Source organism: Streptomyces sp. JJ66, from assembly GCF_019303495.1.
Taxonomy (GTDB): Bacteria; Actinomycetota; Actinomycetes; order Streptomycetales; family Streptomycetaceae; genus Streptomyces.
In genome coordinates this window covers 69496-89831 of the sequence record NZ_JAEVFI010000010.1, presented here as the reverse complement: position 1 = coordinate 89831, position 20336 = coordinate 69496, and the positions used below count along the sequence as shown (strand labels likewise).

The following is a 20336-nucleotide window of genomic DNA, read 5'->3' as shown; positions in this document are numbered from 1 at the left end:
CGGCATGGCGGATGAACAGATGGCCGCACCCAGCCCCGAGGAGCCCGAAGGGGAGCGGCCCCCACCCGCCCGTCCGCTGGACGAGGTGGACCACACGATCCTGCGCCTCCTGCGGACCGACGGCCGGGCGTCGATCCGGGCCGTGGCCGAGCAGACGCACATCTCGCGCACAGGCGCCTACGCCCGGGTGAACCGGCTGATCGAGGACGGGGTGATCCGGGGCTTCAGCGCCCGGGTGGACCACGAGCGGGCCGGGCAGGGCGCGTCGGCCTACGTGACGCTGAAGATCGTCCAGAACACCTGGCGGACGGTGAAGGAGGAGTTGCGGCAGCTGCCCGGCGCGGTGCACATGGCGCTGGTCAGCGGCGATTTCGACGTGCTGTTGCTGGTCCACACCGAGGACAACCGCGCCCTGCGCGAACTGGTGCTCACCCGCATCCAGGCCATTCCGGAGGTGCTGAGCACGCGCACGCTGCTGGTCTTCGAGGAGACCGACCTCGACCCGGAACCGTGAGGCCGGGACGTCCCTGAGCGACGGACCGACAGCATCCTTTTGGAGCACAGGACTTCACGGATGGCCCCCGGATGGTGCACTCAAGGTGCGGACCGTCAGAAACCGGGTTGAACTTCAGATGTTCGCCCTTTTTCCGACCCCAGGAGGAGAACATGTTCCGCATCCGTACGGCCGTCGCCGCTGTCGCCATCGCCGGTGTCGGCGTCCTCGGCTCCGCCGGTACCGCCGCCGCCTGCGCCCAGCACCACTACGGCGACAAGTACGGCGACAAGTACGAGGAGACGAACGTCTTCAAGCAGAAGAACACCCTGGTCGGCAACTGCAACTCCGTCACCACGCAGATCGGCCTCCTGAACGCCAACTACGGCGGTCCGGTCTGCATCAGCTTCGTCGACTACGACGACTGAGCGCTCGTCCGCTGAAGCAGGCCCGGGGCCGTCCAGGAGCCACCAGCTCCGGACGGCCCCGCGCCGCGTTTTTGGGCAAGGCGGGCTGGCGGGCCGGGCCTCCCGCCCCGCCCCGTTTTCCGTGCGTACCCCGTCAGCGTCCGCAGCGCCCTGTCAATGCACCCGCAGGCCCGCGAACGCCACCCGCACCACCGCTTGCGCGACCTCCTCGGAGCTGTCCGCCCGCTGTGGCCGGTACCACTCCACGATGGAGTTCACCATCCCGAACAGCAGCCGCGTCGCGAGCCGCGCGTCCACGTCGGCCCGCAGGTCCCCCTCCGCCGCGGCCCGCTTCAGCAGCTCCGCCACCCGCTGGTCGAACTCGCGCCGCCGCTCCAGCGCCCACCGCTCGGTGGCGGTGTTGCCGTGCACCCGCAGCAGCAGCGTCACGTAGGGCAGCTCGGCCATCAGCACCTCGGCGGTGCGCCGGGCGACGTGCTCCAGCCGGTCGATGGCGCGGCCGTCCCGGGCACCCGGCTCGTCGAGGATGCCGAACAGCCCGTCCAGCGCCCGGGTGACGGCCCGCCGCAGCAGTTCCTCCTTGCCGCGCACGTGGTGGTAGATGGACGACTTGGAGATCCCGGCCGCCTTCGACAGGTGCTCCATCGAGGTGCCGTCGTAGCCGCGCTCGTTGAACACCCGCACGGCGACCGCGAGCAGCGTGTCGCGGGTGTAGGTGTCGCGCCGGGTCATGGGCACGATTGTCCCCCGGTTGGCCCGCAGCAGCGCACCAGGGCCTGCGAAGGCGCGTACCGGCCGGTCGGGTAGGCGGCGTGCAGGGCGCGCAGGACGTCCACGGCCCACCCCGGGCCCAGCTCGTCGCAGCACCACTGGAGCGGCCCGCGCGGGTAGTTCACGCCCAGCCGCATCGCGGTGTCCACGTCCGCCCCGGTGGCGACGCCGCGCCCCACGGCGTCAGCGGCGAAGTCGGCGAGCATCGCGACCGTGCGGGCGACGATCAGCCCCGGCACCGGCGCGATGACGCTCACCTGCTTGCCGAGCGCCTGGAAGAGGCCGACGGCGGCGGCGCGGTCGGTCTCGGGCACGGTGTCGGCGCAGGCCAGCGCGGTGCGGGTGGCGGTGCGGTAGTCCAGCGCGAGGTCGAAGTGCACCTCGCCGGGCTGGGGCGCGTGCCCGCTGGCCAGCAGCAGGCGACTGCCGCCGGGCAGGTCGAGGTGGCCGCCGCGCCCGGCAGGCCCGGCAGGCCCGGCAGGCCCGGCAGGCCCGTCTACGTGTTCGACGCTCACCCCGGCCTCGGCGAGCAGAGCGGGCACGGCGTCGGCGGGCCCGAGTGAGCCGTGCACCCGCACCTGCCGGGGCGCGGGCTGCGGCGGCGCGGTGAGCGGCTGCGGGGGGCGCGGCGGTTGGGCGGGCGAGGGCGCGGGGTACGGCGACGCAGCGGGCGGCGACGCGGCCGGAACCCTGCCGCTGCCGCTGGCGGCCCCGGGCCGCCCCCCGCCCCCGGTCCCGTCCCCGTAGGCGTACCAGCCGTGCCCGCTCTTGCGCCCCAGCCGCCCGGCCTGCACCAGGCGCCGCTGGGCGAGTGAGGGGGTGAACTTGGGGTCGTGGAAGAACGCCTCCCACACGCTGTGGGTGACGGCCTCATTGACGTCCTGGCCGATGAGGTCGGTCAGCTCGAACGCGCCCATGCGGAAGCCGCCGCTCTCGCGCAGGACGGCGTCGATGGTGGCGGGGTCGGCGGCCCGCTCCTCGTACAGGCGGAACGCCTCGGCGTAGAACGGCCGCGCCACCCGGTTGACGATGAACCCCGGCGTGTCGGTGCAGCGCACCGGGGTCTTGCCCCAGGCGAGCGCCAGCGCGTGCACCCGGTCCGCGGTGGCGGCGTCGGTGGCGTGCCCGGAGACGACCTCCACCAGCGGCAGCAGCGGCGCGGGGTTGAAGAAGTGCATGCCAGCGAACCGGCCGGGACGGCGCAGCGCGCCCGCGATCGCGGTGACCGACAGCGAGGAGGTGTTCGTCGCCAGCAGGCACTCGGCGCCGACGACCGTCTCCAGCGCCTCGAACAGCAGCTGCTTGGCGCCCAGCTCCTCCAGCACGGCCTCCACCACCAGTTCGGCGTCGGCCAGCTCGCCCAGCTCGGTGGCCGGGTGCAGGCGGGCGAGCGCGGCGTCGCGGTCACCGGCGCTCATCCGGCCCTTGTCCACCATCCGCCGCAGCCGCTCGGTGATCGCCGCCGCGGCCTGCTCCGCGCGCCCGGGCGCCACGTCGTGCAGCCGCACCCGGTGCCCGGCGACGAGGGCGACCTGGGCGATGCCCTGCCCCATCGTCCCGGTGCCGACGACGGCGACGGTGGCGGGCGCCCCGTCCGGCCGCGCGGCCCCGCCCGCCGCCGTTCCACCGTCCGCAGTGCGCTCCGCGCTGGCCATTTCAGCCCCCTTGTCCCGACCGATCGTTCGGTTACTCTAGCCCTGTCCGCAAGCCCGCGCCCAGCTCGCAGCAGCTCGACGCAGCTCGATGACGCAGCTCGATAAGGAGTTGGTCCCTGATGACGCCCGCGCTGACCGCCCGGCAGCTGATCGACAAGCACCGCCCCACCCTCGACCAGGCCCTGCGGGCCATCCGTACCCGCGAGCACTGGTCGCCCCACCCGGAGCACCCGAAGGCGTACGGCGAGGACGGCTCGCTGAGCGCCGACGGCGGCCAGGCGGCGTTCGACGCGCTGCGCGGCACCCGCTTCGAGCTGGACCAGCCCGGGACCGACGGGTGGACGGGCGGCGAGATCTCGCCATACGGCATCGAACTGGGCATCGAGTACCCGCACGCCGACGTGGACGTGCTGCTGCCCGCGATGCGCGCCGCGCTGCCCGAGTGGCGCGACGCCGGTCCCGAGGCCCGGGCCGCGCTCTGCCTGGAGATCCTGGCCCGGATCAACGCCCGCACCCACGCCTTCGCGCGGGCCGTCATGCACACCAGCGGGCAGGCGTACCTGATGGCCATGCAGGCCGGCGGCCCGCACGCGCAGGACCGGGGCCTGGAGGCCGTCGCCTACGCCTACGCCGAGCAGACCCGCACCCCGGCCGCCGCCGTCCGCTGGACCAAGCCGCAGGGCAAGCGGGACCCGCTGGAGCTGACGAAGGAGTTCACCGCCGTCCCGCGCGGCATCGCGCTGGCCATCGGCTGCAACACCTTCCCCACCTGGAACGGCTACCCGGGCCTGTTCGCCTCGCTGGCCACCGGCAACCCGGTCCTCGTCAAGCCGCACCCGCGCGCCGTCCTGCCGCTCGCGCTGACGGTGCGTCTCGCCCGCGAGACGCTGGCCGAGGCGGGCTTCGACCCGAACCTGGTGGCCCTCGCCGCCGAACACCCCGGCGAGGGCATCGCCAAGACGCTCGCCGTGCGCGAGGAGATCCGCGTCATCGACTACACCGGCTCCACCGCCTTCGGCGAGTGGCTGGAGGCCCACGCCCGCCAGGCGCAGGTGTTCACCGAGAAGGCCGGGGTCAATACGATCGTCATCGACTCCACCGACGACTACCGCGGCATGCTCGGCAACCTCGCGTTCTCCCTCTCCCTCTACAGCGGCCAGATGTGCACCACGCCGCAGAACCTGCTGATCCCGCGCGACGGCATCGACACCGACGCGGGCCGCAAGTCCTACGACGAGGTGGTGGCCGACCTCGCCGCCGCCATCGACAAGCTGCTCGGCGACGACGCCCGGGCCACGGCGCTGCTGGGCGCGCTCGTGAACTCCGACGTGGCCGCCCGGCTGGACGGGGCGCCCGCGCTCGGCGAGGTGGCCCTGGCCTCCCGCGCCGTCGAACACCCGGAGTTCCCCGGCGCCACCGTCCGCACCCCCGCGCTGGTCACGCTGGACGGCGCGAAACCGGAGGCGGAGTCCGCCTGCCTCAGCGAGTGCTTCGGCCCGGTCTCCTTCGCCATCGCCGTGGACTCCACCGCCGACGCCGTCACCCTGCTGCGCCGCACCCTGCGCACCAAGGGCGCGATGACGGTCGGCGCCTACACCACCGACGCCGAGGTCGAACGCCTGGTGGAGGACGCCTGCCTGGAGGAGTGCGCCCAGCTCTCCCTCAACCTCACCGGCGGCGTCTACGTCAACCAGACGGCGGCGTTCTCCGACTTCCACGGCTCCGGCGGCAACCCCTCAGCCAACGCCACCCTGTGCGACGCCGCCTTCGTCACCCCCCGCTTCCGCACCATCGAAGTCCGCCGCCAGGCGTAACCCCGCCCTGCCACCACCCCTGACGGGCGCCACCTCTGACGGGCGCCACTCCGCGCCCGTCAGGGCCACGTCTGCTCGACCCGGGTGGACCGTACGGCCCAGGCCGCAGGCCCGCCACGCGCCAGCGTTCTCAGTCTGCCAGGCGGTCCTGACAACCGCCGAGCAGCAGGCAGGGACAGGCGAAGCGGACGTCAGGCGGTGCGGGTCAGGGTCCAGTGGTAGAGGGTCATCGCGGTGCTGGTGGCGAGGTTGTAGCTGGAGACGGACGGGTGCATCGGCAGCCGCAGGGTGTGGTCGGCGCGCGCTTTCAGGGCCGCCGAGACGCCGTGGCGTTCGGTGCCGAAGGCGAGCACGGCGTCGTCGGGCAGGGTGACCGTGCGCAGGTCGGCGCCCTCGGGATCGAGGACGTACAGCGGGCCGGGCGGCAGGCTGCCCAGGGTGACGCGTTCGACGGCGGTGGCGTAGTGCAGGCCCGCGCCGCCGCGCACCGCGTTCGGATGCCAGGGGTCGGCCGTGCCGGTGGTGACGACGCCGGTCGCGCCCAGCCCGGCGGCGAGGCGGACGACAGCGCCGACGTTGCCGAGGTTGCGCGGGTCCTCCAGCACGATGACGGGCGCGCGGCGCGGCACGGCGGTGAGCGCGGCCAGGTTGACGGCGCGGTCCCGGCGGGCGGCGAGCGCGGCGACCCCGGTCGGGTGCGCGCGCGGCACCAGCTCGCGCAGCACGGCATCGGCCACCTCCACCGCGCGGCCCGCCAGCTCCCCCACCACATCCGGGGCCAGCTCCCCGGCCAGTGCCCCCAGCGCGGCCCGGTCCCGGGTGAGCACGTGGGAGACGTCGGCCCCGAATCGCAGGGCGTGCTTGACGGCGTGAAACCCGTCGAGCAACACCGCCTCGGCCGCGGTACGCCGCCACGCCCGCAGCACCTCCCGCTCCGCCACGTGGTCGGTGCTCAGCCCGTCGTCCCCGGTCAGCTCGTCGTCCCCGGTCAGCCCGTCCTCGCTGGTCACCTGCCCAGCGTAGGCGGAAGCCAGCGTCACCGGGTGCGCGGCCAGGCGTACCCTTGCCGGGGCGAGCCTGAGCGTTGTCCCCCGGCCGCGGGGTGCCCGAGCGGCGGTGCCCGGGCGTGCGGCCCCGCTCACCGCCATCCCCCGCACGCCCGACCCCAGGAGCCCCGTTGCCCCCGGCCCCCACACCGACCCCGGACGCGGACACGGCTCCGGTCCCGGCCTCCGTCCCGGAGCTGCACGCCGACTGTTCGCGCTGCTTCGCCCTGTGCTGCGTCGCCCTGCCCTTCGCCGCCTCCGCCGACTTCCCCGCCACCAAGCGCGGCGGCGACCCGTGCGGCAACCTGCGCGCCGACTACGGCTGCGGCGTCCACGCCCGCCTCCGTGACACCGGCTACCGGGGCTGCACGGTGTTCGACTGCTTCGGCGCGGGCCAGCAGGTCTCACAGGTCACCTTCGGCGGCGTCAGCTGGCGTACCGCCCCGGACACGGCCCGCGCGATGTTCGACGTCTTCCCGGTGATGCGTCAACTCCACGAGCTGCTGTGGCACCTGTCGCAGGCCCTCACCCTGCCCGCCGCACGGCCGCTGTACGCCGACCTCGCGCGCACTCATGCGATGGTCACGGCCCACACCGAGTCCGACGCGGCAACCCTCGCCACCCTCGACGTCTCCAGCGTGCGCCGCCGCACCGGCACCCTGCTGCGCCGCACCAGCGACCTGGCCCGCGCGAGCGTGCCGGGCCGCAAACGCGACCACGCGAACGCCGACCTGATGGGCGCCCAGCTCCGCCAAGCCCGGCTGCGCGGCGCATGCCTGCGCAACGCGTACCTCATCGGCGCCGACCTCACCGGCGCCGACCTGCGCACCGCCGACTTTCTCGGCGCCGACCTCCGAGACGCCCGGCTCGCCGACGCCGACCTGACCGGAGCGCTGTTCCTCACCCAGCCCCAGCTGAACGCCGCGCACGGCAACCCGAACACCCGCCTCCCGCCCACCCTGCGCCGTCCCCCACACTGGCCCGCGTAGGGCCGAGCGGGCGGGGCGTCACCCCTAGTAGTTTCGTCTCCGGCCACGTTGACGGCCCGGCGCGCGCGGGAATACCTGAGGTAGCAGCCCCCAGCCCGAGAGGCGGTGCGGCCATGACTCCGTGTGCGCTCATCAGCGTGACCCTGGTGACCGGTCACTCCGAAGCGCTCCCCGGCGAGTCGTACACCTACTACACCGTCGATACCCCCGGCCTCCGCGCGGACCTCGGCCGCGGCACGATCGAGGGCACGGACGCCGAGCGGGAGACGTGGGCGGGGGCGACGGAGCGTTACCTCACCACCGTCCAGGCGGCGGAGGCCGCGCTGCTGAAGGCCCGGCAGCGCTGGCGCGGCTTCCTGCCGGGCGGCAGACGGCGCCAGTACCGCGCGTACCAGCAGTACCGCCGGAGCATGACCGTCGCCGCGACGGCCTACCTCCCCGCCCGAGACGAGATCAACCGCCGTCTGAGCCACCACCGCACCGAGCAGCTCCACGCCCAGCGGGCAAAGGCCCAACACGCTCCCTCCGGCAGTGACTCCGGCGCTAGCGGCGCCACCCTCTGACCGGCCCCGCAGCGGCGTCCGGCCGGTGCCGCAGCGGCGTCCGGCCCAGCCTCCGCCGTCGCGCACCCGGCCGCGCACGGCCTACACCTTGATCACCGCAGCCCGGTCACCACACAGGGCACGGAGGTCGTCGGGGTCGGAGGTGAGGATCATGACAGGACCGGGCGCGGCCAACGCGGTCGCCGCCAGCATGGCGTCGATCGCGTGCTTGTGACCATGAAGCCCTCCCCGGGTAAGGAGCTTGGTCGCACGCCGCGCGAGGGAGTCCGTGACCGGCTCCACGACGACCCGGGAGAGCACCCACTCCAACGCCGGGAGCTTCAACCGTGGATGAGCCACCTCAACGAGTGTGGCAGCACTGGTGATCACTCGCCGGTCCTGGGCGCGAGCCAGCGCAAGCCATTCGTTGAGATCGCGGTCTTGGAGGACGGCCTTCGCGAGACCTTCGCAGTCGAGGACGAGCGTACCGCCGGGAGTGGTTTGCTGTGGGCTCATGCGGCACACGCCTCCTGGCTGCCGCCACCTTGCTCCTCCACGGCACGCCGCAGGATTTCCGCCTTCCGCCGGATATCTTCTTCCGTGATCGGACCGTGCTCGGCTTCACCGGCCGCGATCAGCTCGTCCAGGTTGTCCCGTTCGAGCTGCCGGGCCACCGCCGCGGCGACGTAGGCAGACAGCCCGGCCGAACCGGCGCGCGTACGCGCGGCCTCGGCAACGCCTTCGGGCATGGAGATCGAGTACTTCTTGATGACGTCACCCATGACAGCGATGCTACCACCGTTGCTACCGAGATGTCCCACCACAGCGGGGGCGGAAGCCCGAGAGGAGGGGTGCCCTGCGGGCATGTACCACTCGACCGGAATGTAATGAAACCCGATCACCGGACGAACCAAACCACGCCTGACCTGGGAATCTCCTTGCCCTGAGTCAGGGCTTGTCAAGTTTCCTCCCGTACGCTATATAAATACCCGTAAGGGCATCGCAGACACCGCACAGCGAAGGAGATGACCCGTGATGCTCATGCGTACCGACCCGTTCCGCGAGCTGGACCGCCTCACCCAGCAGGTCTTCGGCACGACCAGCCGTCCGGCCAGCATGCCGATGGAGGCTTACCGCGCGGGCGATGAGTTCGTGGTCCACTTCGACCTGCCAGGCATCGACCCGCAGTCCGTTGAGCTCGACGTCGAGCGCAACGTGCTGACGATCCACACCGAGCGCAGCTCACCCGCGCCCGAGGGAGCCGAGCTGGTCGCCTCCGAGCGCCCCGTAGGCCAGTTCAGCCGCCAGCTGTTCCTCGGCGAGACGCTGGACACCGACCGCATCGACGCCTCCTACGACGCCGGTGTGCTCACCATCCGCATCCCGGTCGCGGAGCAGGCCAAGCCGCGCAAGATCGAGGTCACATCCGGGGACACCCGCCAGCAGATCACCCAGTAAACGGCTCAGCTCCCCGGAGCAAGCGGCAACAGCAGTGGGCGGACGACAACGCCCGCCCACCCCCGCAACCGCCGAGGCCCCGGTACTGGTGGTCTCGGCGGTTTCCTGCCGTCAGCTGGTGCGGGCGCTCAGTTCCCCGTCACGGTCCGCGCCGCTGTCCGGCCAGAAAGTCAACTCCAACCCCTGTCCCATCGCCTCTCTCCTCAGCGGGACCGACGCGGTTCGCGGACCGCGCTGCGCCCGCCACGACGGACGACGCTAGCCGCACCGCGCAGCACCCGCCCCCGCTCCCGCCCGCCCGACATCCCTACCGCGAGCTCACCAGGGAGAGAGCCCCGCATCCAGCCCTATGCCCAGCACAGTAAGGGGCCAAGCGGGGTGGGGCGCCCGGTGAGGCACCCCACCCCGCTGGCCACCCCCGCCCCCTCCCGCACTTCCGGCTTCCGGCTTCCGGTCCCGCGGCTTCCGCAGAGCGAGCAGCGGAGTGCGTTCGTCTCAGCACGGGGCGCTTGGCGAGGGGTGGCCATGCGCACAGGCTGGGGACCTGCGCAGGAGCAGCCGCCCGAATCAGGTGTTCTTCTTCGGCGGGGCGTTGGCCACAAGGAGCAGCAGCAGGCCGCAGGCGGCGGTCAGGAGCCAGCCGGGACGGGTCGCGTGCGCGAGCGCGGCCGGGGCGACGCCGGTAACCAGGGCCCCGGCAAGGGCGATGCCGAGGGCGGCGCCGAACTGCCGGGCGGTGGAGGTGATGGCTCCGGCGACTCCGGCCTGGGCGGGAGGCAGGCCGCTGACGGCGGTATTGGTGAGGGGCGCGTTGGCGAAGCCGACGCCGGTGCCGATCAGCAGGTAGGCCGTCAGCAGCAAGGGCACGGAGGTGTGTGGGTCCAGTCCCACCAGACAGAGTCCGCCGACGGTGAGGAAGCCGCCGGCCAGGAGCAGCGGTGGACGGGCACCGAAGCGGCCGACCAGCCAGCCGGACAACGGCGCGCACACGGTTGCCCCGGCCGCCAAGGGCAGGACCGACGCTCCGGCGGCCAGCGGCGTCCAGCCCCGGGCCTGCTGCAGGTAGAGGGTGTTGAGGAGCAGTGTCACGTTCAGGGCGACGAAGACGGCCACGGCGCCCAGGGCCGCACCGCTGAACTGAAGGCTGCGGAACAAGCCCGGTTCCATCAGCGGGTCCCGCCGCCGGACCTCGGTCCACCCGAAGGCGGCGGTCACCGTCACCGCGCACGCGTAACCGGCGAGCGCCAGCGGTGAGGACCAGCCGATGCGCGGTCCCTCGATCAGGACGCCCACCCACAAGCCGATGGCCGCGATGAGCAGCACCTGGCCGGGGAGGTCGAGCCGCCGGGGCCGTGGAGACCGGGACTCGGGGACGAACACGGCACTGAGTACCAGGGCGATCACGATCACGGGGGCGTTGATCCAGAACAGCGACCGCCAGCCGGGCCCGGTGAGCAGAGCGCCGCCCACCAGGGGCCCGGTGGCCATGCTGAGGCCGAAGACCGAGGCCCACACCCCGATCGCCCGCGCCCGCTCCGTGCGGTCGGGCATGGCGTTGACCACGATCGCCAGGGCCACGGGGCTGAGCATCGAGGCACCCATGCCCTGAACAGCCCGGGCCACGGTCAGCGCACCCGCCGAAGGTGCGAGCGCGCACGCCAGGGAGGCTGCGCCGAAGAGCGTCAGACCGAGCTGGAAGACCCGGCGGCGGCCGAAGCGGTCCGCCAGCGCGCCGGAGGAGATCAGCAGGCTGGCCAGGACGAGGGTGTAGGCGTCAACAATCCATTGCAGTTCGCGGGTGCCGGCGCTCAGGTCCGCGCCGATCGTGGGCAGACCCACGTTGACGATGGTGGTGTCCAGCCCGACCAGGAACATGCTCAGGCAGCAGACGGCCAGGATCGTCCAGCGTCGGCGGGCGCTCAGCGCGGGCGCTGACGCTGGCGGCGGCGTAGGCGGGTCGTAGTGAGTCGTCGTCGGGTGCACGGCCATGCCTCTCAGGAACGGGAAGGATCTCCGGTGAGAGTCCGTCCAGCCGCAGGGCTAAGACCAGCGTCTTTGCGGAGAGTGCAAAGAGCCGCAGACTGGAGCACGTGGCGACGAACCCTGAGGTGAGACGTGTGCTCGACGGCATCGGGCCCCGGCTGCGGCTGCTGCGCCGGGAACGGGGGCTCACCCTGGAGGATCTCGCGGCGGCCACCGGCATCTCGGTGAGCACGCTGTCCCGTCTGGAGTCGGGCAAACGGCGCCCCACCCTGGATCTGCTGCTCCCGCTCTCGCAAGCGCACCGGGTGGCCCTGGACCAGCTCGTGGCCGCGCCCGCCACCGGGGACCCCCGGGTCCACCTGACCCCGCTGCACCGCGAACGGGGCAACGTCCTGGTGCCGCTGACCCGGTATCCGGGGCGGGTCCAGGTGTTCAAGCAGATCCTGGGGCCCCGGGAGCGCAAGCTCGTGACCCACACGGGCTGGGAGTGGCTCTACGTCCTGGCGGGTGAACTGCGGCTCATCGTGGGAGAGAACGAACTGCTGCTCCGCCCCGGCGAGGCGAGCGAGTTCGACACGGCGGAGCCCCACTGGTTCGGCCCGGCGCACACCGACGCCGTGGAGATCCTGCACATGTACGGTCCACACGGCGACCAAACCGTACTCCGCCCGCCCACCACGGAGTGACGTCCCGGCCGCCGTCAAGCCCGCCTGGCAGCGCCCCGGAAGCGCCACGCTGCAGTGAGGTTCGCCCGGGCTGGTCGCCGGAACCGCCTGCGGCATCCAGGACCCCTACAACGGCCATGCGTCGTGAGCATCCTGGGCCTGACGGTGGCGGGCACCACCCCGCCCTCAATCATTCCGGTACGCTATTTGGTACAGCCCTGGTACTGTATATGGCGCCGGTAAGGGTGTGAGTGGGAGAAGGAAGGTCCCCGATGACAATCAGTGCCAGCGAAGCGCGCGCCAATCTCTACCCGCTCATCAAGCAGGTCAACGAGGATCATGCCCCCGTCCGTATCAGCTCCAAGCAAGGCAATGCCGTGCTCCTGTCCGAGGACGACTACGAAGCCTGGCGGGAAACCATGTACCTGCTGTCCACCCCCGCCAACGCCGCCCGACTGCTGGCAGCCGTTGCCCGCGATAAGGCAGGTCAGGAACCCACGGTTACCACCTCCATGAATGAGCTGCGGAGCATGGCCGAGGGCGCCGGGTGAGGGACATTACCTGGAGCCCGGAAGGCTGGGACGACCTCACGTACTGGATGGGCCAGGACCGCAAGTCTCTGCGTCGGATCGTCCGCCTCATCGAGGACATCCAGCGCACCCCAACCGAAGGCATCGGCAAACCGGAACCTCTCAAGGGCAACCTGTCGGGCTATTGGTCCCGGCGGATTGACGATACGCACCGCGTGGTCTACCGGTTCGACGCCAAGGCTGTGAAGATCATCAAAGCCAGGTTCCACTACAACGATCATTAAACGGACGACGGGTACGTACCCGCGGACGAGGTCGGGGAACTCCGGGCGGAGGCGGCGGCTTGAAGGACGGAGACGATGGCCTCGGTGTTTTGCGCGATGAACTCGGCCAGTTCCGGCGGCATCAGGTTCAGCCTGCGCACGGCCTCGGCGGTGAACGGCACCTAGTCCACCTCGTAGGCTCCGCGCTCCGGCTTCGCGAACTCGGTACCCGTTCGGGCGGCCAGGTCCATCGAAGCCAGGCGTGCGGCGAAGATGTGCTGGACCCCGAAGCCGCCGTCCGCCTCGTCGGTGATCAGGTGGCGGGCGCCTTCGGCTGGGACGCCGTCCACTTCGATGGTGACTACCTGTCCGGTCGGCACGACGAGTTCGGCCTGCAGGGCGGCGTTGATGCCGCTGGCGGCGCCGATCTTTCGCGCTCCCCCTCCTGCCGATCAGCGGTGCTTCACCATGGATTGGGGCACGCTGCGGGCACGACAGCCCCCGAGAGGTCTAGACAATAAGCTAGGCCCAGGTCGTTGACCTGGGCCTTCATCGTGGAGCGGGCGACGGGAATCGAACCCGCGCTATAAGCTTGGGAAGCTCATGTTCTACCATTAAACTACGCCCGCTTGAGGGGCAAGTGCCCTGGTGGGCGGCTTGCTCATCGCGGGACACTGTACCTCATCGTGGACCTCCAGCGCACTGGCCGAGGGGTCCGCGGCAGGCGTGTGGGGCGGGTGCGGGAGCAGCGCGTGAGGGCAGGGGTCGGGGCGTACGGTGGGTGGGGTGTGGCGGTCCGCGGGGTGGGCGATACGTCCCCTAAGGTGGCCTTCGTCCTCGCGTCGTCCACGTACTTGGGGAGAGTGAGCGTCGATGGAGTCCACCGTCGTGCGCTGTGCCGAAGGGCACGAGTTCAGCACCAGCACGTTCCCGATGCAGCAGCTGGGGAGCGAGCGGATCGGGCCGGGGCGGTTGCTGCGGTGTCCGAAGTGCGCGCGGCTGCGGCAGGCGGTGCCCGTGCGGGGTGCCGGACGCTGCTGAGCGTGCTGAGCGGAGTGTGACGCGCGGGCGGGGGCGGGCCCGATTGGGTCGGCCCCCGCCCGTGCGCGTACGCTCGGCGGCGTGCTTCTCTCAGACAAGGACATCCGGGCCGAGATCGACGCGGGCCGGGTACGGGTCGAGCCGTACGACGCGGCGCTCGTGCAGCCGTCGAGCATCGACGTCCGGCTGGACCGGTACTTCCGGGTGTTCGAGAACCACCGCTACCCGCACATCGACCCGGCGGTCGAGCAGCCCGACCTGACGCGGCTCATCGAGCCGGAGGGCGACGAGCCGTTCATCCTGCACCCCGGTGAGTTCGTGCTGGCCTCGACGTTCGAGGTGGTGACGCTGCCGGAGGACATCGCGTCGCGGCTGGAGGGCAAGAGCTCGCTGGGGCGCCTCGGTCTGCTGACGCACTCGACGGCCGGGTTCATCGACCCGGGGTTTTCCGGGCACGTCACGCTGGAGCTGAGCAACGTCGCGACGCTGCCGATCAAGCTGTGGCCGGGGATGAAGATCGGGCAGCTGTGCATGTTCCGGCTGACGTCGCCCGCCGAGCATCCGTACGGCTCGCCGCAGTACGGGTCGCGGTACCAGAACCAGCGCGGTCCGACACCGTCACGGTCCTTCCTGAACTTCCACCGGACGCGGGTGTGAGTGAGGTGAGCGCCGCGCGGGAAGCGCTGGACTAACCAGCGGTACCAGGGACTCAAGCGAGTGGCTGGCGTGGCGTGCAGGAGTGCCTGGTCGCCACGCCCTGGGCAGGTCAAGCGGGAAGACGGACGAGCGGTTGTCGGACCGGAGCCCGGTCGGGCTGCTGACGTGCGCGTTTCCGCCGCATCTGGTGGGCCGGGAGGTCGCTGCGTGCGCTCACCCGGGACAGCGCACCTGGCTGCTACCGCCGCGAGTGGTGGTCTACCTCGTGCTGGGGATGCGCCTGTTCTCCGGACCGGGCTATGAGGAGGTCATGCGCCTGCTGACGCAGCGTCTGACCTGGGCAGGGCACTGGTAGATCATCACCGACACGGCGTCAGCGTCCTCGGTCAGGTAACCAGTCTCCGTGGCCATCAGGCCCCTTCTGCGCGGGTGAGCACCTGATACCGGCTCCACCACGGCGGCGTGCCGAGGGCCACGGTCCCCCCGGAAGGAGGCAGGCGCTCCCGCTCTCCTGCCCCTCGCCGAGCAGGCAGGCGCCGAGGGGGAGGAACCAGAGGACAGCGCAGAGCGCGGGAGAAGTCACGGGCTGCCGGACTGCGAGAGACCGTGCGTGAGTTGGCCGACGAGGTCCGCTACTCCCTCGCCGAAGCCGGTGGGGGCGACGAGGATGCCGAAGACCAGCACGATGAGCACGGTCAGCTGCTCGTCGGAGCGCTTTCGGGCCTCCGTGCGTCGGCGCAGGCGCAGGAGGATGACGATGGCCAGCAGGGCCGCCACGTCGATCGTCAGGTTCACCCCGGGCTGTCCTCTCTCTTCAACGTGCCGTCACCGCACGGCGGCGCGGGCTGGTGGTGTGCGCACGGGGCCGCGTCAGGACCGCGCGGTCGGCCGGCGCGGGGGTGGGACGCGGTCGAGCAGGTCCCACAGGGGCCGGGCGCCGGCGGCCCACTCGCCGAGCACGCGGCGGTCCACGAGGTGGATGCGGTGCTGCTTCCCCCACGGGGTGGCCTTGGAGGAGAAGCGGCCGTTGGTGAGGACGACGGCGACGTCCGCCCCGTGGATCTGGCGTGCGGTGCCGTTGACCTGTTGCAGCACACCGACGCCGACGGCGGAGCCACCGTCCCCGTCCCTGCGGTGCTTGCACTGGATCGCCCAGACGCGGCCCGCCGGGTCCACCGCGCGTACGTCGCAGGCGTTGTCACCGGCGCCGCCAAGCCGCTCGGCCGTGCAGCCATCGCGGCGCAGCAGATCCCGTACGGCGAACTCGAAAGCCCGGTGGTCCAGCGCGTCCAGTGCGGCGATGCGCAGCCGCAGGGCGCGGGCGCGGCGCCGGTCCTGCTCCGCCCGTCGCCGCGCGTGCCGGTACCACAGGCCCCCGGCGGTCACGGCGAGCACGGCGGCGACGACCAGAATCCACCAGTGGGCGAGCAGCCACGGCACGGCGGGGACGGCCAGGGCGACCGCCCCGGCGGCGAGGGCCAGGCGGGTGAGCTGTTCGTCCTGCTTCCTGGCCCGGCGGGCCGGGCGGCGCGGTGCCCGGCCCGCCGGACGGCGTGCAGTTCGGCGGGCCGGACGACGGCGGCTCATCGCGCCCCGCCGCCCGGGTGAGCGGACGACGGGTGGCCCACCCGGCCCCGCCGCTTCTTCCCTTGCGTCGTCATGCCGACCCCCTGTCGTCCCGGGAGCTGTCGCCCCAGAGCTGCCGTCCCAAAGGCTGTGGGCGGATCCCGCAGCGCGTCTCATGAGAGCAGCCGCCACCGACAGCGGGTAGGCAGTTGATCACCCGTTGACGTGGGAATTCGGCCAGCGATACATCGAACGAACGTTCTGGATCGGCCGGTTGACCAGGGGCGTCAGCAGCCCGACCGATCGTGTTCGGCCATGGTGAAGCCCGGGGCCTGCACGCAGGCGCGAAGTGGCCCGTGGTGGCGCACCTGGACCGGCGTACCCGGGGGCCGCACGCCCCACGGGGCCTGACACACCGCCGGCGCGCGGGCGGGACGGGCAAAGGTCGGATGGTGGCTCGTGCGGGTGGGCGTCGCCCCGGCCCGTACGGGCGCGCGTTCGCTGCCGCGAACCCACACGAGGCCGCCCGCGAACGACGTTCGCATCGTGCCCGCCGTCGGCACGGGGCGGGAGGCGGGTTGGCCCGTCAGTCCGCCTCGTGCAAGTGGCGGCGGAGGGTGTGGGCGAAGTCCTCGGCGGCGCGGAGCTGGGTGCGAAGCTTGGCGCAGCGGGCCTCGGCCAGCTTGCGATAGGTGTCAACGCGTTCCCGCAGGCGCTCGCGGTCGGCGTGGGGCAGGGCGTCGGGGGCGGCGAGAGCGTCGGTGGCCTCCAGCAGGTCGCGCATCTCCTGGAGCGAGAAGTCCAGGGGCTTCATGCGCCGGATGACCATCAGCCGTTCGACATCGGCCTCGGTGTAGAGGCGGAAGCCGCCCTTGCTGCGCGCGGACGGGGTGACCAGGCCCAGCTCGTCGTAGTGGCGGATGGTGCGCAGCGACAGGCCGGTCCGCTCGGCGACCTGGCCGATTTGCATGTGCCCCCGCGCTGTCGCTTCCCGCACTACCGCACCCTGCGCCATCGCCGGTCGCTCTCCTCGGTCTCTCGTCTCGCTCGTTCTGCCCCACCAACGCAGGAGGTGACACATATCACCAGGCAGCGGCGGCCGTTCACCTGTGATTCACAGCCCAGCGGGCGCACTCTCCCCTTACGTCAGGGTAGAGTCGTGGACGTGCCCGGCCGCTGGAGCAGCGGTAACCGCCGTCTCCTCGCGAGGCGCACGGGCGTCCCCGGGCAATGATGCCCGATCGCGGTGCCCACCCGGGAAACCCGGGGCGAGGCCGTCACCGCGCCCAGAGCTCACCCGGAACGTTCGAACAAGAGACGGTCGCATGTCCTCGACGCTGCCCGCTGCCCGCCTGCCGCGCCTGCGCCGGCCCGACTTCCTGGCCTCGGCCACCGTGTTCCGCACCGAGGTGCTGGCCGGTCTGGTCGTCGCGCTGGCGCTGATCCCGGAGGCGATCTCGTTCTCGATCATCGTCGGCGTCGATCCGGCGGTGGGGCTGTTCGCTTCCTTCACCATGGCCGTGGTGATCTCCGTCGTCGGCGGGCGCAAGGCCATGATCTCGGCGGCGACGGGCGCGATAGCCCTGGTGGTCGCGCCGCTCTTCCGGGAGTACGGGATCGGCTACCTCGTCGGCGCCGTCATCCTCGGCGGCGTCTTCCAGGTCGTCCTCGGTGCGCTCGGCGTCGCGCGGCTGATGCGGTTCGTGCCGCGCTCGGTGATGGTCGGCTTCGTCAACGCGCTGGCCATTCTGATCTTCCTCGCCCAGGTGCCGGAGCTGCGGGACGTACCGCTCGCGGTGTACCCGCTGGTGGTCGGCGGACTGGTGCTGATGGTGCTGTTCCCCAGGGTGACGAAGATCGTCCCGGCGCCGCTGGTGACCATCGTGGTGCTGACGACCATCACCGTGGCCGCCGCCATCGCCGTACCGACCGTCGGCGACCGGGGTGAGCTGCCCTCCGCGCTGCCCGTGCCCGGCCTGCCCGACATGCCGTACACGCTGGACGCGCTCGGCGTCATCGCCCCGTACGCGCTGGCGCTCGCGCTGGTGGGGCTGATGGAGTCGCTGATGACGGCGAAGCTCGTGGACGACATCACCGACACCCGTTCCAACAAGACGCGCGAGTCGATCGGGCAGGGCGTGGCCAACATCGTCACCGGGTTCTTCGGCGGCATGGGCGGCTGCGCCATGATCGGGCAGACGATGATCAACGTGAAGGCGTCCGGGGCGCGGACCCGGCTGTCCACCTTCCTGGCCGGCGCCTTCCTGATGGTGCTGTGCATCGTCTTCGGGCCGGTCGTCTCCGACATCCCGATGGCCGCCCTGGTCGCGGTGATGATCCTGGTGTCCGTCGCCACCTTCGACTGGCACTCCGTCCGCCCGCGCACGCTGCGCAAGCTGCCGGTGAGCGAGACCGTGGTGATGGCGGTGACCGTCGCCGTCGTCGTCGCCACGCACAACCTGGCCATCGGCGTCGTCGTCGGCGTCCTCACCGCGATGGTCGCCTTCGCGCGCCGGGTGGCCCACCTGGCGGAGGTCTCCGGCGTGGTGGACCCGGACGGCAAGCAGGCCGTCTACGCGGTCACCGGCGAGCTGTTCTTCGCCTCCTCCAACGACCTGGTCACCCAGTTCGACTACGCGAACGACCCCGACGACGTCGTCATCGACCTGTCCGACGCCCACATCTGGGATGCCTCCTCGGTGGCGGCGCTGGACGCGATCGAGACGAAGTACGCGCAGCGCGGGAAGAAGGTCACCATCGTCGGCCGCAACGAGCCCAGCGCGGCCCTGCACGACAAGCTCGCGGGCCAGCTCACCGGCGGCCACTGACGGCGTGGGGCGTGCGGGCCGCGCCGCCCGCACGCCCCCTGGCAGCACCCCCTGGCAGCACCCCGCCCCGCACCCCCGGCCGCGCCGTCGCGGAGGAGGTGGCGGAGGAGTTGGTGTCCTCCGCGTGTATCCGGCCAGTTGTGGGCACAAGGAGAGTGCACTACGACGAAAGGGACGCCCCATGGAAATCTCCGGCCTGCTCACGGCCATCGTGATCGGCATCGTCATCGGCGTGCTCGGTCGGCTCGCGCTACCCGGCCGCCAGCGCATCGGCGTGATCTGGACCATCCTCGTCGGCATCGCCGCCGCGCTGCTCGGTACGGCCATCGCCGCAGGGCTCGGCGTCGCACAGACCGAGGGCATCGACTGGTGGGAGCTGTTGATCCAGGTCGCGCTGGCGGCTGGTGGCGTGGCGCTCGTGGAGCGCCTCAAGGGCGGTCGGTGAGCCGCAGCAGGGGCAGGAACTCCTTCACCGGTCCGGGCGTTGCGTAGTCGTCCCGTGACGGGACGCACACGCGGCCCTCGCGTGCGCACACCACGGACCAGGTGAAGGAGAGTGAACGCCACCATGGTGTTCAAGCGGTTGCTCGGCTCGCTCGGCATGGGTGGGCCCACGGTGGACACGGTGCTGGAAGCCGGGCCCGCACTGCCGGGAGGTGAGCTGCGCGGCGAGGTGCGCATGCGCGGCGGCGGCACCGACTACGAGATCGAACAGGTCGAGCTGGAGCTGGTCGCCCGCGTCGAGGCAGAGCACGAGGAGGGCGAGGAGCACGGCATCGTCGGCTTCGCCCGGTTCACCGTAGGCGGCGGTTTCCGGCTCACCGAAGAGGCCGAGGAGAGCGTGCCGTTCGCGGTACCGCTGCCGTGGGAGACACCACTCACCGAGCTGCACGGCCAGCCGCTGGGCATCGCCTTGGGCCTGCGGACCGCCCTGCACGTGGCCGGAGCGCGCGACCAGGGCGATCTCGACCCCATCGCCGTCGCGCCCCTGCCCGCACAGGAGGCCGTGCTCGAAGCCCTCGGCCAGCTCGGCTTCGGCTTCACCTCCGCGGACGTGGAGCTGGGCCACATCCACGGCACCGGACAGCAACTCCCCTTCTATCAGGAACTGGAGCTCGCGCCCGCCCCGCGGTTCGCCCACGCGCTGCACCAGTTGGAGGTCACCTTCCTGGCCGCCCCGGGCGGTGTCGAGGTGGTGCTGGAGGGAGACAAGCGCAGCTCCGGGCTGTTCGGCGGCTCCACGGACGTGCTGCACCGGCACGTCATCGCGCACGAGGACGTCGCCCGCCGCGACTGGGTCGCCGAGGTGGACTCGTGGGTGTCCGCACTGGCGGAGCACCACGCCGGGCCCGGGCACCCCGTACAGCACGGCGGCACCCACCACTCCGGTCTCGGCGCGGGCGCGGTCGGCATGGGCGCGGTCGGGCTGGCCGCCGGTGTGGCCGGGGGTCTGGTGGCGGCCGAGATCGTGGACGAGATCGGCGACGCCTTCGAAGATGACGAAGCAGAGGACGGCGAAGCAGGCGACGAGGACTGAGGCCCGGCCCCCGGCCAGGCGTCCCCGGCGGGTATCCGTACGCCCAGCCGAGCCATGAGCGTAGGCGACT

The 20336-nt window shown here is 71.9% G+C and carries 23 protein-coding genes, 1 tRNA gene and 2 pseudogenes; 15 read left to right on the top strand and 11 right to left on the bottom strand.

The window, feature by feature from the left end:
* The first annotated feature begins 4 nt into the window (after positions 1-4).
* The gene (locus JJV70_RS09550) at positions 5-514 is read left to right on the top strand and encodes an Lrp/AsnC family transcriptional regulator (RefSeq protein ID WP_219047369.1); all 510 of its coding nucleotides are present in this window, start codon (positions 5-7) and stop codon (positions 512-514) included.
* 152 nt (positions 515-666) lie between these two features.
* Positions 667-921: a hypothetical protein gene (locus JJV70_RS09545; RefSeq protein ID WP_219047367.1), complete on the top strand. Its 255-nt coding sequence runs from the start codon at positions 667-669 to the stop codon at positions 919-921.
* Between the two features lie 153 nt (positions 922-1074).
* Here the strand turns inward: JJV70_RS09545 and JJV70_RS09540 are convergent, their stop codons facing one another.
* Positions 1075-1659 carry a TetR/AcrR family transcriptional regulator gene (locus JJV70_RS09540; RefSeq protein WP_219047365.1) on the bottom strand — a complete coding sequence of 195 codons (585 nt, stop codon included), beginning with the start codon at positions 1657-1659 and terminating at the stop codon, positions 1075-1077.
* Positions 1650-3347: a 3-hydroxyacyl-CoA dehydrogenase NAD-binding domain-containing protein gene (locus JJV70_RS09535; RefSeq protein WP_219047364.1), complete on the bottom strand. Its 1698-nt coding sequence runs from the start codon at positions 3345-3347 to the stop codon at positions 1650-1652. The genes JJV70_RS09540 and JJV70_RS09535 overlap by 10 nt, the downstream gene beginning before the upstream one ends.
* A gap of 119 nt (positions 3348-3466) precedes the next feature.
* Between JJV70_RS09535 and paaN the strand changes: the two genes are divergently transcribed.
* A complete protein-coding gene (gene paaN / locus JJV70_RS09530; protein ID WP_219047362.1) occupies positions 3467-5161 on the top strand; it encodes a phenylacetic acid degradation protein PaaN in 1695 nt (564 codons plus the stop codon).
* A 191-nt stretch (positions 5162-5352) separates the two neighbouring features.
* Here the strand turns inward: paaN and JJV70_RS09525 are convergent, their stop codons facing one another.
* Positions 5353-6135, bottom strand: a complete 783-nt coding sequence (locus tag JJV70_RS09525; protein ID WP_374227268.1) for a TrmH family RNA methyltransferase — start codon at positions 6133-6135, stop codon at positions 5353-5355.
* Between the two features lie 203 nt (positions 6136-6338).
* On the opposite strand from JJV70_RS09525, the gene JJV70_RS09520 reads away from it, so the two are divergent.
* Both JJV70_RS09520 and JJV70_RS09515 read left to right on the top strand, forming a co-directional pair.
* The gene (locus JJV70_RS09520) at positions 6339-7196 is read left to right on the top strand and encodes a pentapeptide repeat-containing protein (protein WP_219047359.1); all 858 of its coding nucleotides are present in this window, start codon (positions 6339-6341) and stop codon (positions 7194-7196) included.
* A gap of 137 nt (positions 7197-7333) precedes the next feature.
* Positions 7334-7759, top strand: a complete 426-nt coding sequence (locus JJV70_RS09515; RefSeq protein ID WP_219047357.1) for a hypothetical protein — start codon at positions 7334-7336, stop codon at positions 7757-7759.
* 81 nt (positions 7760-7840) lie between these two features.
* Here the strand turns inward: JJV70_RS09515 and JJV70_RS09510 are convergent, their stop codons facing one another.
* Both JJV70_RS09510 and JJV70_RS09505 read right to left on the bottom strand, forming a co-directional pair.
* On the bottom strand, positions 7841-8254 hold the full coding sequence (locus tag JJV70_RS09510; protein ID WP_219047356.1) for a type II toxin-antitoxin system VapC family toxin: 414 nt from the start codon (positions 8252-8254) through the stop codon (positions 7841-7843).
* Positions 8251-8520 carry a CopG family transcriptional regulator gene (locus tag JJV70_RS09505; RefSeq protein ID WP_219047354.1) on the bottom strand — a complete coding sequence of 90 codons (270 nt, stop codon included), beginning with the start codon at positions 8518-8520 and terminating at the stop codon, positions 8251-8253. Before JJV70_RS09505 ends, JJV70_RS09510 begins: the two co-directional genes overlap by 4 nt.
* 253 nt (positions 8521-8773) lie before the next feature.
* Here JJV70_RS09505 and JJV70_RS09500 point away from each other — a divergent pair, with 253 nt between their 5' ends.
* Positions 8774-9196, top strand: a complete 423-nt coding sequence (locus tag JJV70_RS09500; protein WP_219047352.1) for an Hsp20/alpha crystallin family protein — start codon at positions 8774-8776, stop codon at positions 9194-9196.
* Between the two features lie 567 nt (positions 9197-9763).
* Here JJV70_RS09500 and JJV70_RS09495 read toward each other — a convergent pair.
* Positions 9764-11185, bottom strand: coding sequence for an MFS transporter (locus JJV70_RS09495; RefSeq protein WP_219047350.1), 1422 nt, complete (start codon positions 11183-11185; stop codon positions 9764-9766).
* A gap of 92 nt (positions 11186-11277) precedes the next feature.
* Between JJV70_RS09495 and JJV70_RS09490 the strand changes: the two genes are divergently transcribed.
* The 3 genes from JJV70_RS09490 to JJV70_RS09480 all read left to right on the top strand — a co-directional run bounded on the left by JJV70_RS09490 (position 11278) and on the right by JJV70_RS09480 (position 12658).
* Positions 11278-11865 carry an XRE family transcriptional regulator gene (locus JJV70_RS09490; protein ID WP_257573682.1) on the top strand — a complete coding sequence of 196 codons (588 nt, stop codon included), beginning with the start codon at positions 11278-11280 and terminating at the stop codon, positions 11863-11865.
* Between the two features lie 251 nt (positions 11866-12116).
* Complete coding sequence (locus JJV70_RS09485) at positions 12117-12395, top strand: type II toxin-antitoxin system Phd/YefM family antitoxin (RefSeq protein WP_219047349.1); 279 nt, start codon at positions 12117-12119, stop codon at positions 12393-12395.
* Positions 12392-12658, top strand: coding sequence for a Txe/YoeB family addiction module toxin (locus JJV70_RS09480; protein WP_219047347.1), 267 nt, complete (start codon positions 12392-12394; stop codon positions 12656-12658). Before JJV70_RS09485 ends, JJV70_RS09480 begins: the two co-directional genes overlap by 4 nt.
* Here JJV70_RS09480 and JJV70_RS23195 read toward each other — a convergent pair.
* Both JJV70_RS23195 and JJV70_RS09470 read right to left on the bottom strand, forming a co-directional pair.
* Positions 12655-12957, bottom strand: a pseudogene (locus tag JJV70_RS23195) (hypothetical protein); the annotation flags it as partial. The gene JJV70_RS09480 and the pseudogene JJV70_RS23195 overlap by 4 nt on opposite strands.
* Before the next feature lie 235 nt (positions 12958-13192).
* Positions 13193-13266, bottom strand: a tRNA-Gly gene (locus tag JJV70_RS09470).
* A 244-nt stretch (positions 13267-13510) separates the two neighbouring features.
* Here JJV70_RS09470 and JJV70_RS09465 point away from each other — a divergent pair.
* The 3 genes and pseudogenes from JJV70_RS09465 to JJV70_RS23470 all read left to right on the top strand — a co-directional run.
* On the top strand, positions 13511-13678 hold the full coding sequence (locus JJV70_RS09465; protein WP_219047345.1) for a hypothetical protein: 168 nt from the start codon (positions 13511-13513) through the stop codon (positions 13676-13678).
* A gap of 81 nt (positions 13679-13759) precedes the next feature.
* Entirely contained in the window at positions 13760-14335 is a 576-nt protein-coding gene (dcd, locus tag JJV70_RS09460; RefSeq protein ID WP_219047343.1) for a dCTP deaminase, read from the top strand.
* Positions 14336-14417: 82 nt separating this feature from the next.
* A pseudogene (locus JJV70_RS23470) lies at positions 14418-14627 on the top strand (transposase domain-containing protein); the annotation flags it as partial.
* A gap of 287 nt (positions 14628-14914) precedes the next feature.
* Here the strand turns inward: JJV70_RS23470 and JJV70_RS09450 are convergent.
* From JJV70_RS09450 to JJV70_RS09440, 3 genes are all read right to left on the bottom strand, one after another.
* Positions 14915-15130: a hypothetical protein gene (locus tag JJV70_RS09450; protein ID WP_219047340.1), complete on the bottom strand. Its 216-nt coding sequence runs from the start codon at positions 15128-15130 to the stop codon at positions 14915-14917.
* Positions 15131-15205: 75 nt separating this feature from the next.
* Positions 15206-15922: a restriction endonuclease gene (locus JJV70_RS09445; RefSeq protein WP_219047339.1), complete on the bottom strand. Its 717-nt coding sequence runs from the start codon at positions 15920-15922 to the stop codon at positions 15206-15208.
* A gap of 565 nt (positions 15923-16487) precedes the next feature.
* A complete protein-coding gene (locus JJV70_RS09440; RefSeq protein ID WP_219047338.1) occupies positions 16488-16916 on the bottom strand; it encodes a MerR family transcriptional regulator in 429 nt (142 codons plus the stop codon).
* Positions 16917-17226: 310 nt separating this feature from the next.
* Between JJV70_RS09440 and JJV70_RS09435 the strand changes: the two genes are divergently transcribed.
* From JJV70_RS09435 to JJV70_RS09425, 3 genes are all read left to right on the top strand, one after another.
* A complete protein-coding gene (locus tag JJV70_RS09435) occupies positions 17227-18729 on the top strand; it encodes a SulP family inorganic anion transporter (RefSeq protein WP_219047337.1) in 1503 nt (500 codons plus the stop codon).
* A gap of 181 nt (positions 18730-18910) precedes the next feature.
* Positions 18911-19174 carry a GlsB/YeaQ/YmgE family stress response membrane protein gene (locus JJV70_RS09430; RefSeq protein WP_219047336.1) on the top strand — a complete coding sequence of 88 codons (264 nt, stop codon included), beginning with the start codon at positions 18911-18913 and terminating at the stop codon, positions 19172-19174.
* A gap of 123 nt (positions 19175-19297) precedes the next feature.
* The gene (locus JJV70_RS09425; RefSeq protein ID WP_219047409.1) at positions 19298-20266 is read left to right on the top strand and encodes a sporulation protein; all 969 of its coding nucleotides are present in this window, start codon (positions 19298-19300) and stop codon (positions 20264-20266) included.
* Positions 20267-20336 lie beyond the last annotated feature (70 nt).

Coding starts and splice junctions, on each gene's coding strand:
- JJV70_RS09545 (WP_219047367.1), top strand. CDS start 667: ATGTTCCGCATCCGTACGGCCGTCGCCGCTGTCGCCATCGCCGGTGTC.
- JJV70_RS09425 (WP_219047409.1), top strand. CDS start 19,298: ATGGTGTTCAAGCGGTTGCTCGGCTCGCTCGGCATGGGTGGGCCCACG.
- JJV70_RS09440 (WP_219047338.1), bottom strand. CDS start 16,916: ATGGCGCAGGGTGCGGTAGTGCGGGAAGCGACAGCGCGGGGGCACATG.
- JJV70_RS09485 (WP_219047349.1), top strand. CDS start 12,117: ATGACAATCAGTGCCAGCGAAGCGCGCGCCAATCTCTACCCGCTCATC.
- JJV70_RS09550 (WP_219047369.1), top strand. CDS start 5: ATGGCGGATGAACAGATGGCCGCACCCAGCCCCGAGGAGCCCGAAGGG.
- JJV70_RS09510 (WP_219047356.1), bottom strand. CDS start 8,254: ATGAGCCCACAGCAAACCACTCCCGGCGGTACGCTCGTCCTCGACTGC.
- JJV70_RS09430 (WP_219047336.1), top strand. CDS start 18,911: ATGGAAATCTCCGGCCTGCTCACGGCCATCGTGATCGGCATCGTCATC.
- JJV70_RS09435 (WP_219047337.1), top strand. CDS start 17,227: ATGTCCTCGACGCTGCCCGCTGCCCGCCTGCCGCGCCTGCGCCGGCCC.
- JJV70_RS09465 (WP_219047345.1), top strand. CDS start 13,511: ATGGAGTCCACCGTCGTGCGCTGTGCCGAAGGGCACGAGTTCAGCACC.
- JJV70_RS09535 (WP_219047364.1), bottom strand. CDS start 3,347: ATGGCCAGCGCGGAGCGCACTGCGGACGGTGGAACGGCGGCGGGCGGG.
- JJV70_RS09500 (WP_219047352.1), top strand. CDS start 8,774: ATGCTCATGCGTACCGACCCGTTCCGCGAGCTGGACCGCCTCACCCAG.
- JJV70_RS09445 (WP_219047339.1), bottom strand. CDS start 15,922: ATGAGCCGCCGTCGTCCGGCCCGCCGAACTGCACGCCGTCCGGCGGGC.
- paaN (WP_219047362.1), top strand. CDS start 3,467: ATGACGCCCGCGCTGACCGCCCGGCAGCTGATCGACAAGCACCGCCCC.
- JJV70_RS09495 (WP_219047350.1), bottom strand. CDS start 11,185: ATGGCCGTGCACCCGACGACGACTCACTACGACCCGCCTACGCCGCCG.
- JJV70_RS09505 (WP_219047354.1), bottom strand. CDS start 8,520: ATGGGTGACGTCATCAAGAAGTACTCGATCTCCATGCCCGAAGGCGTT.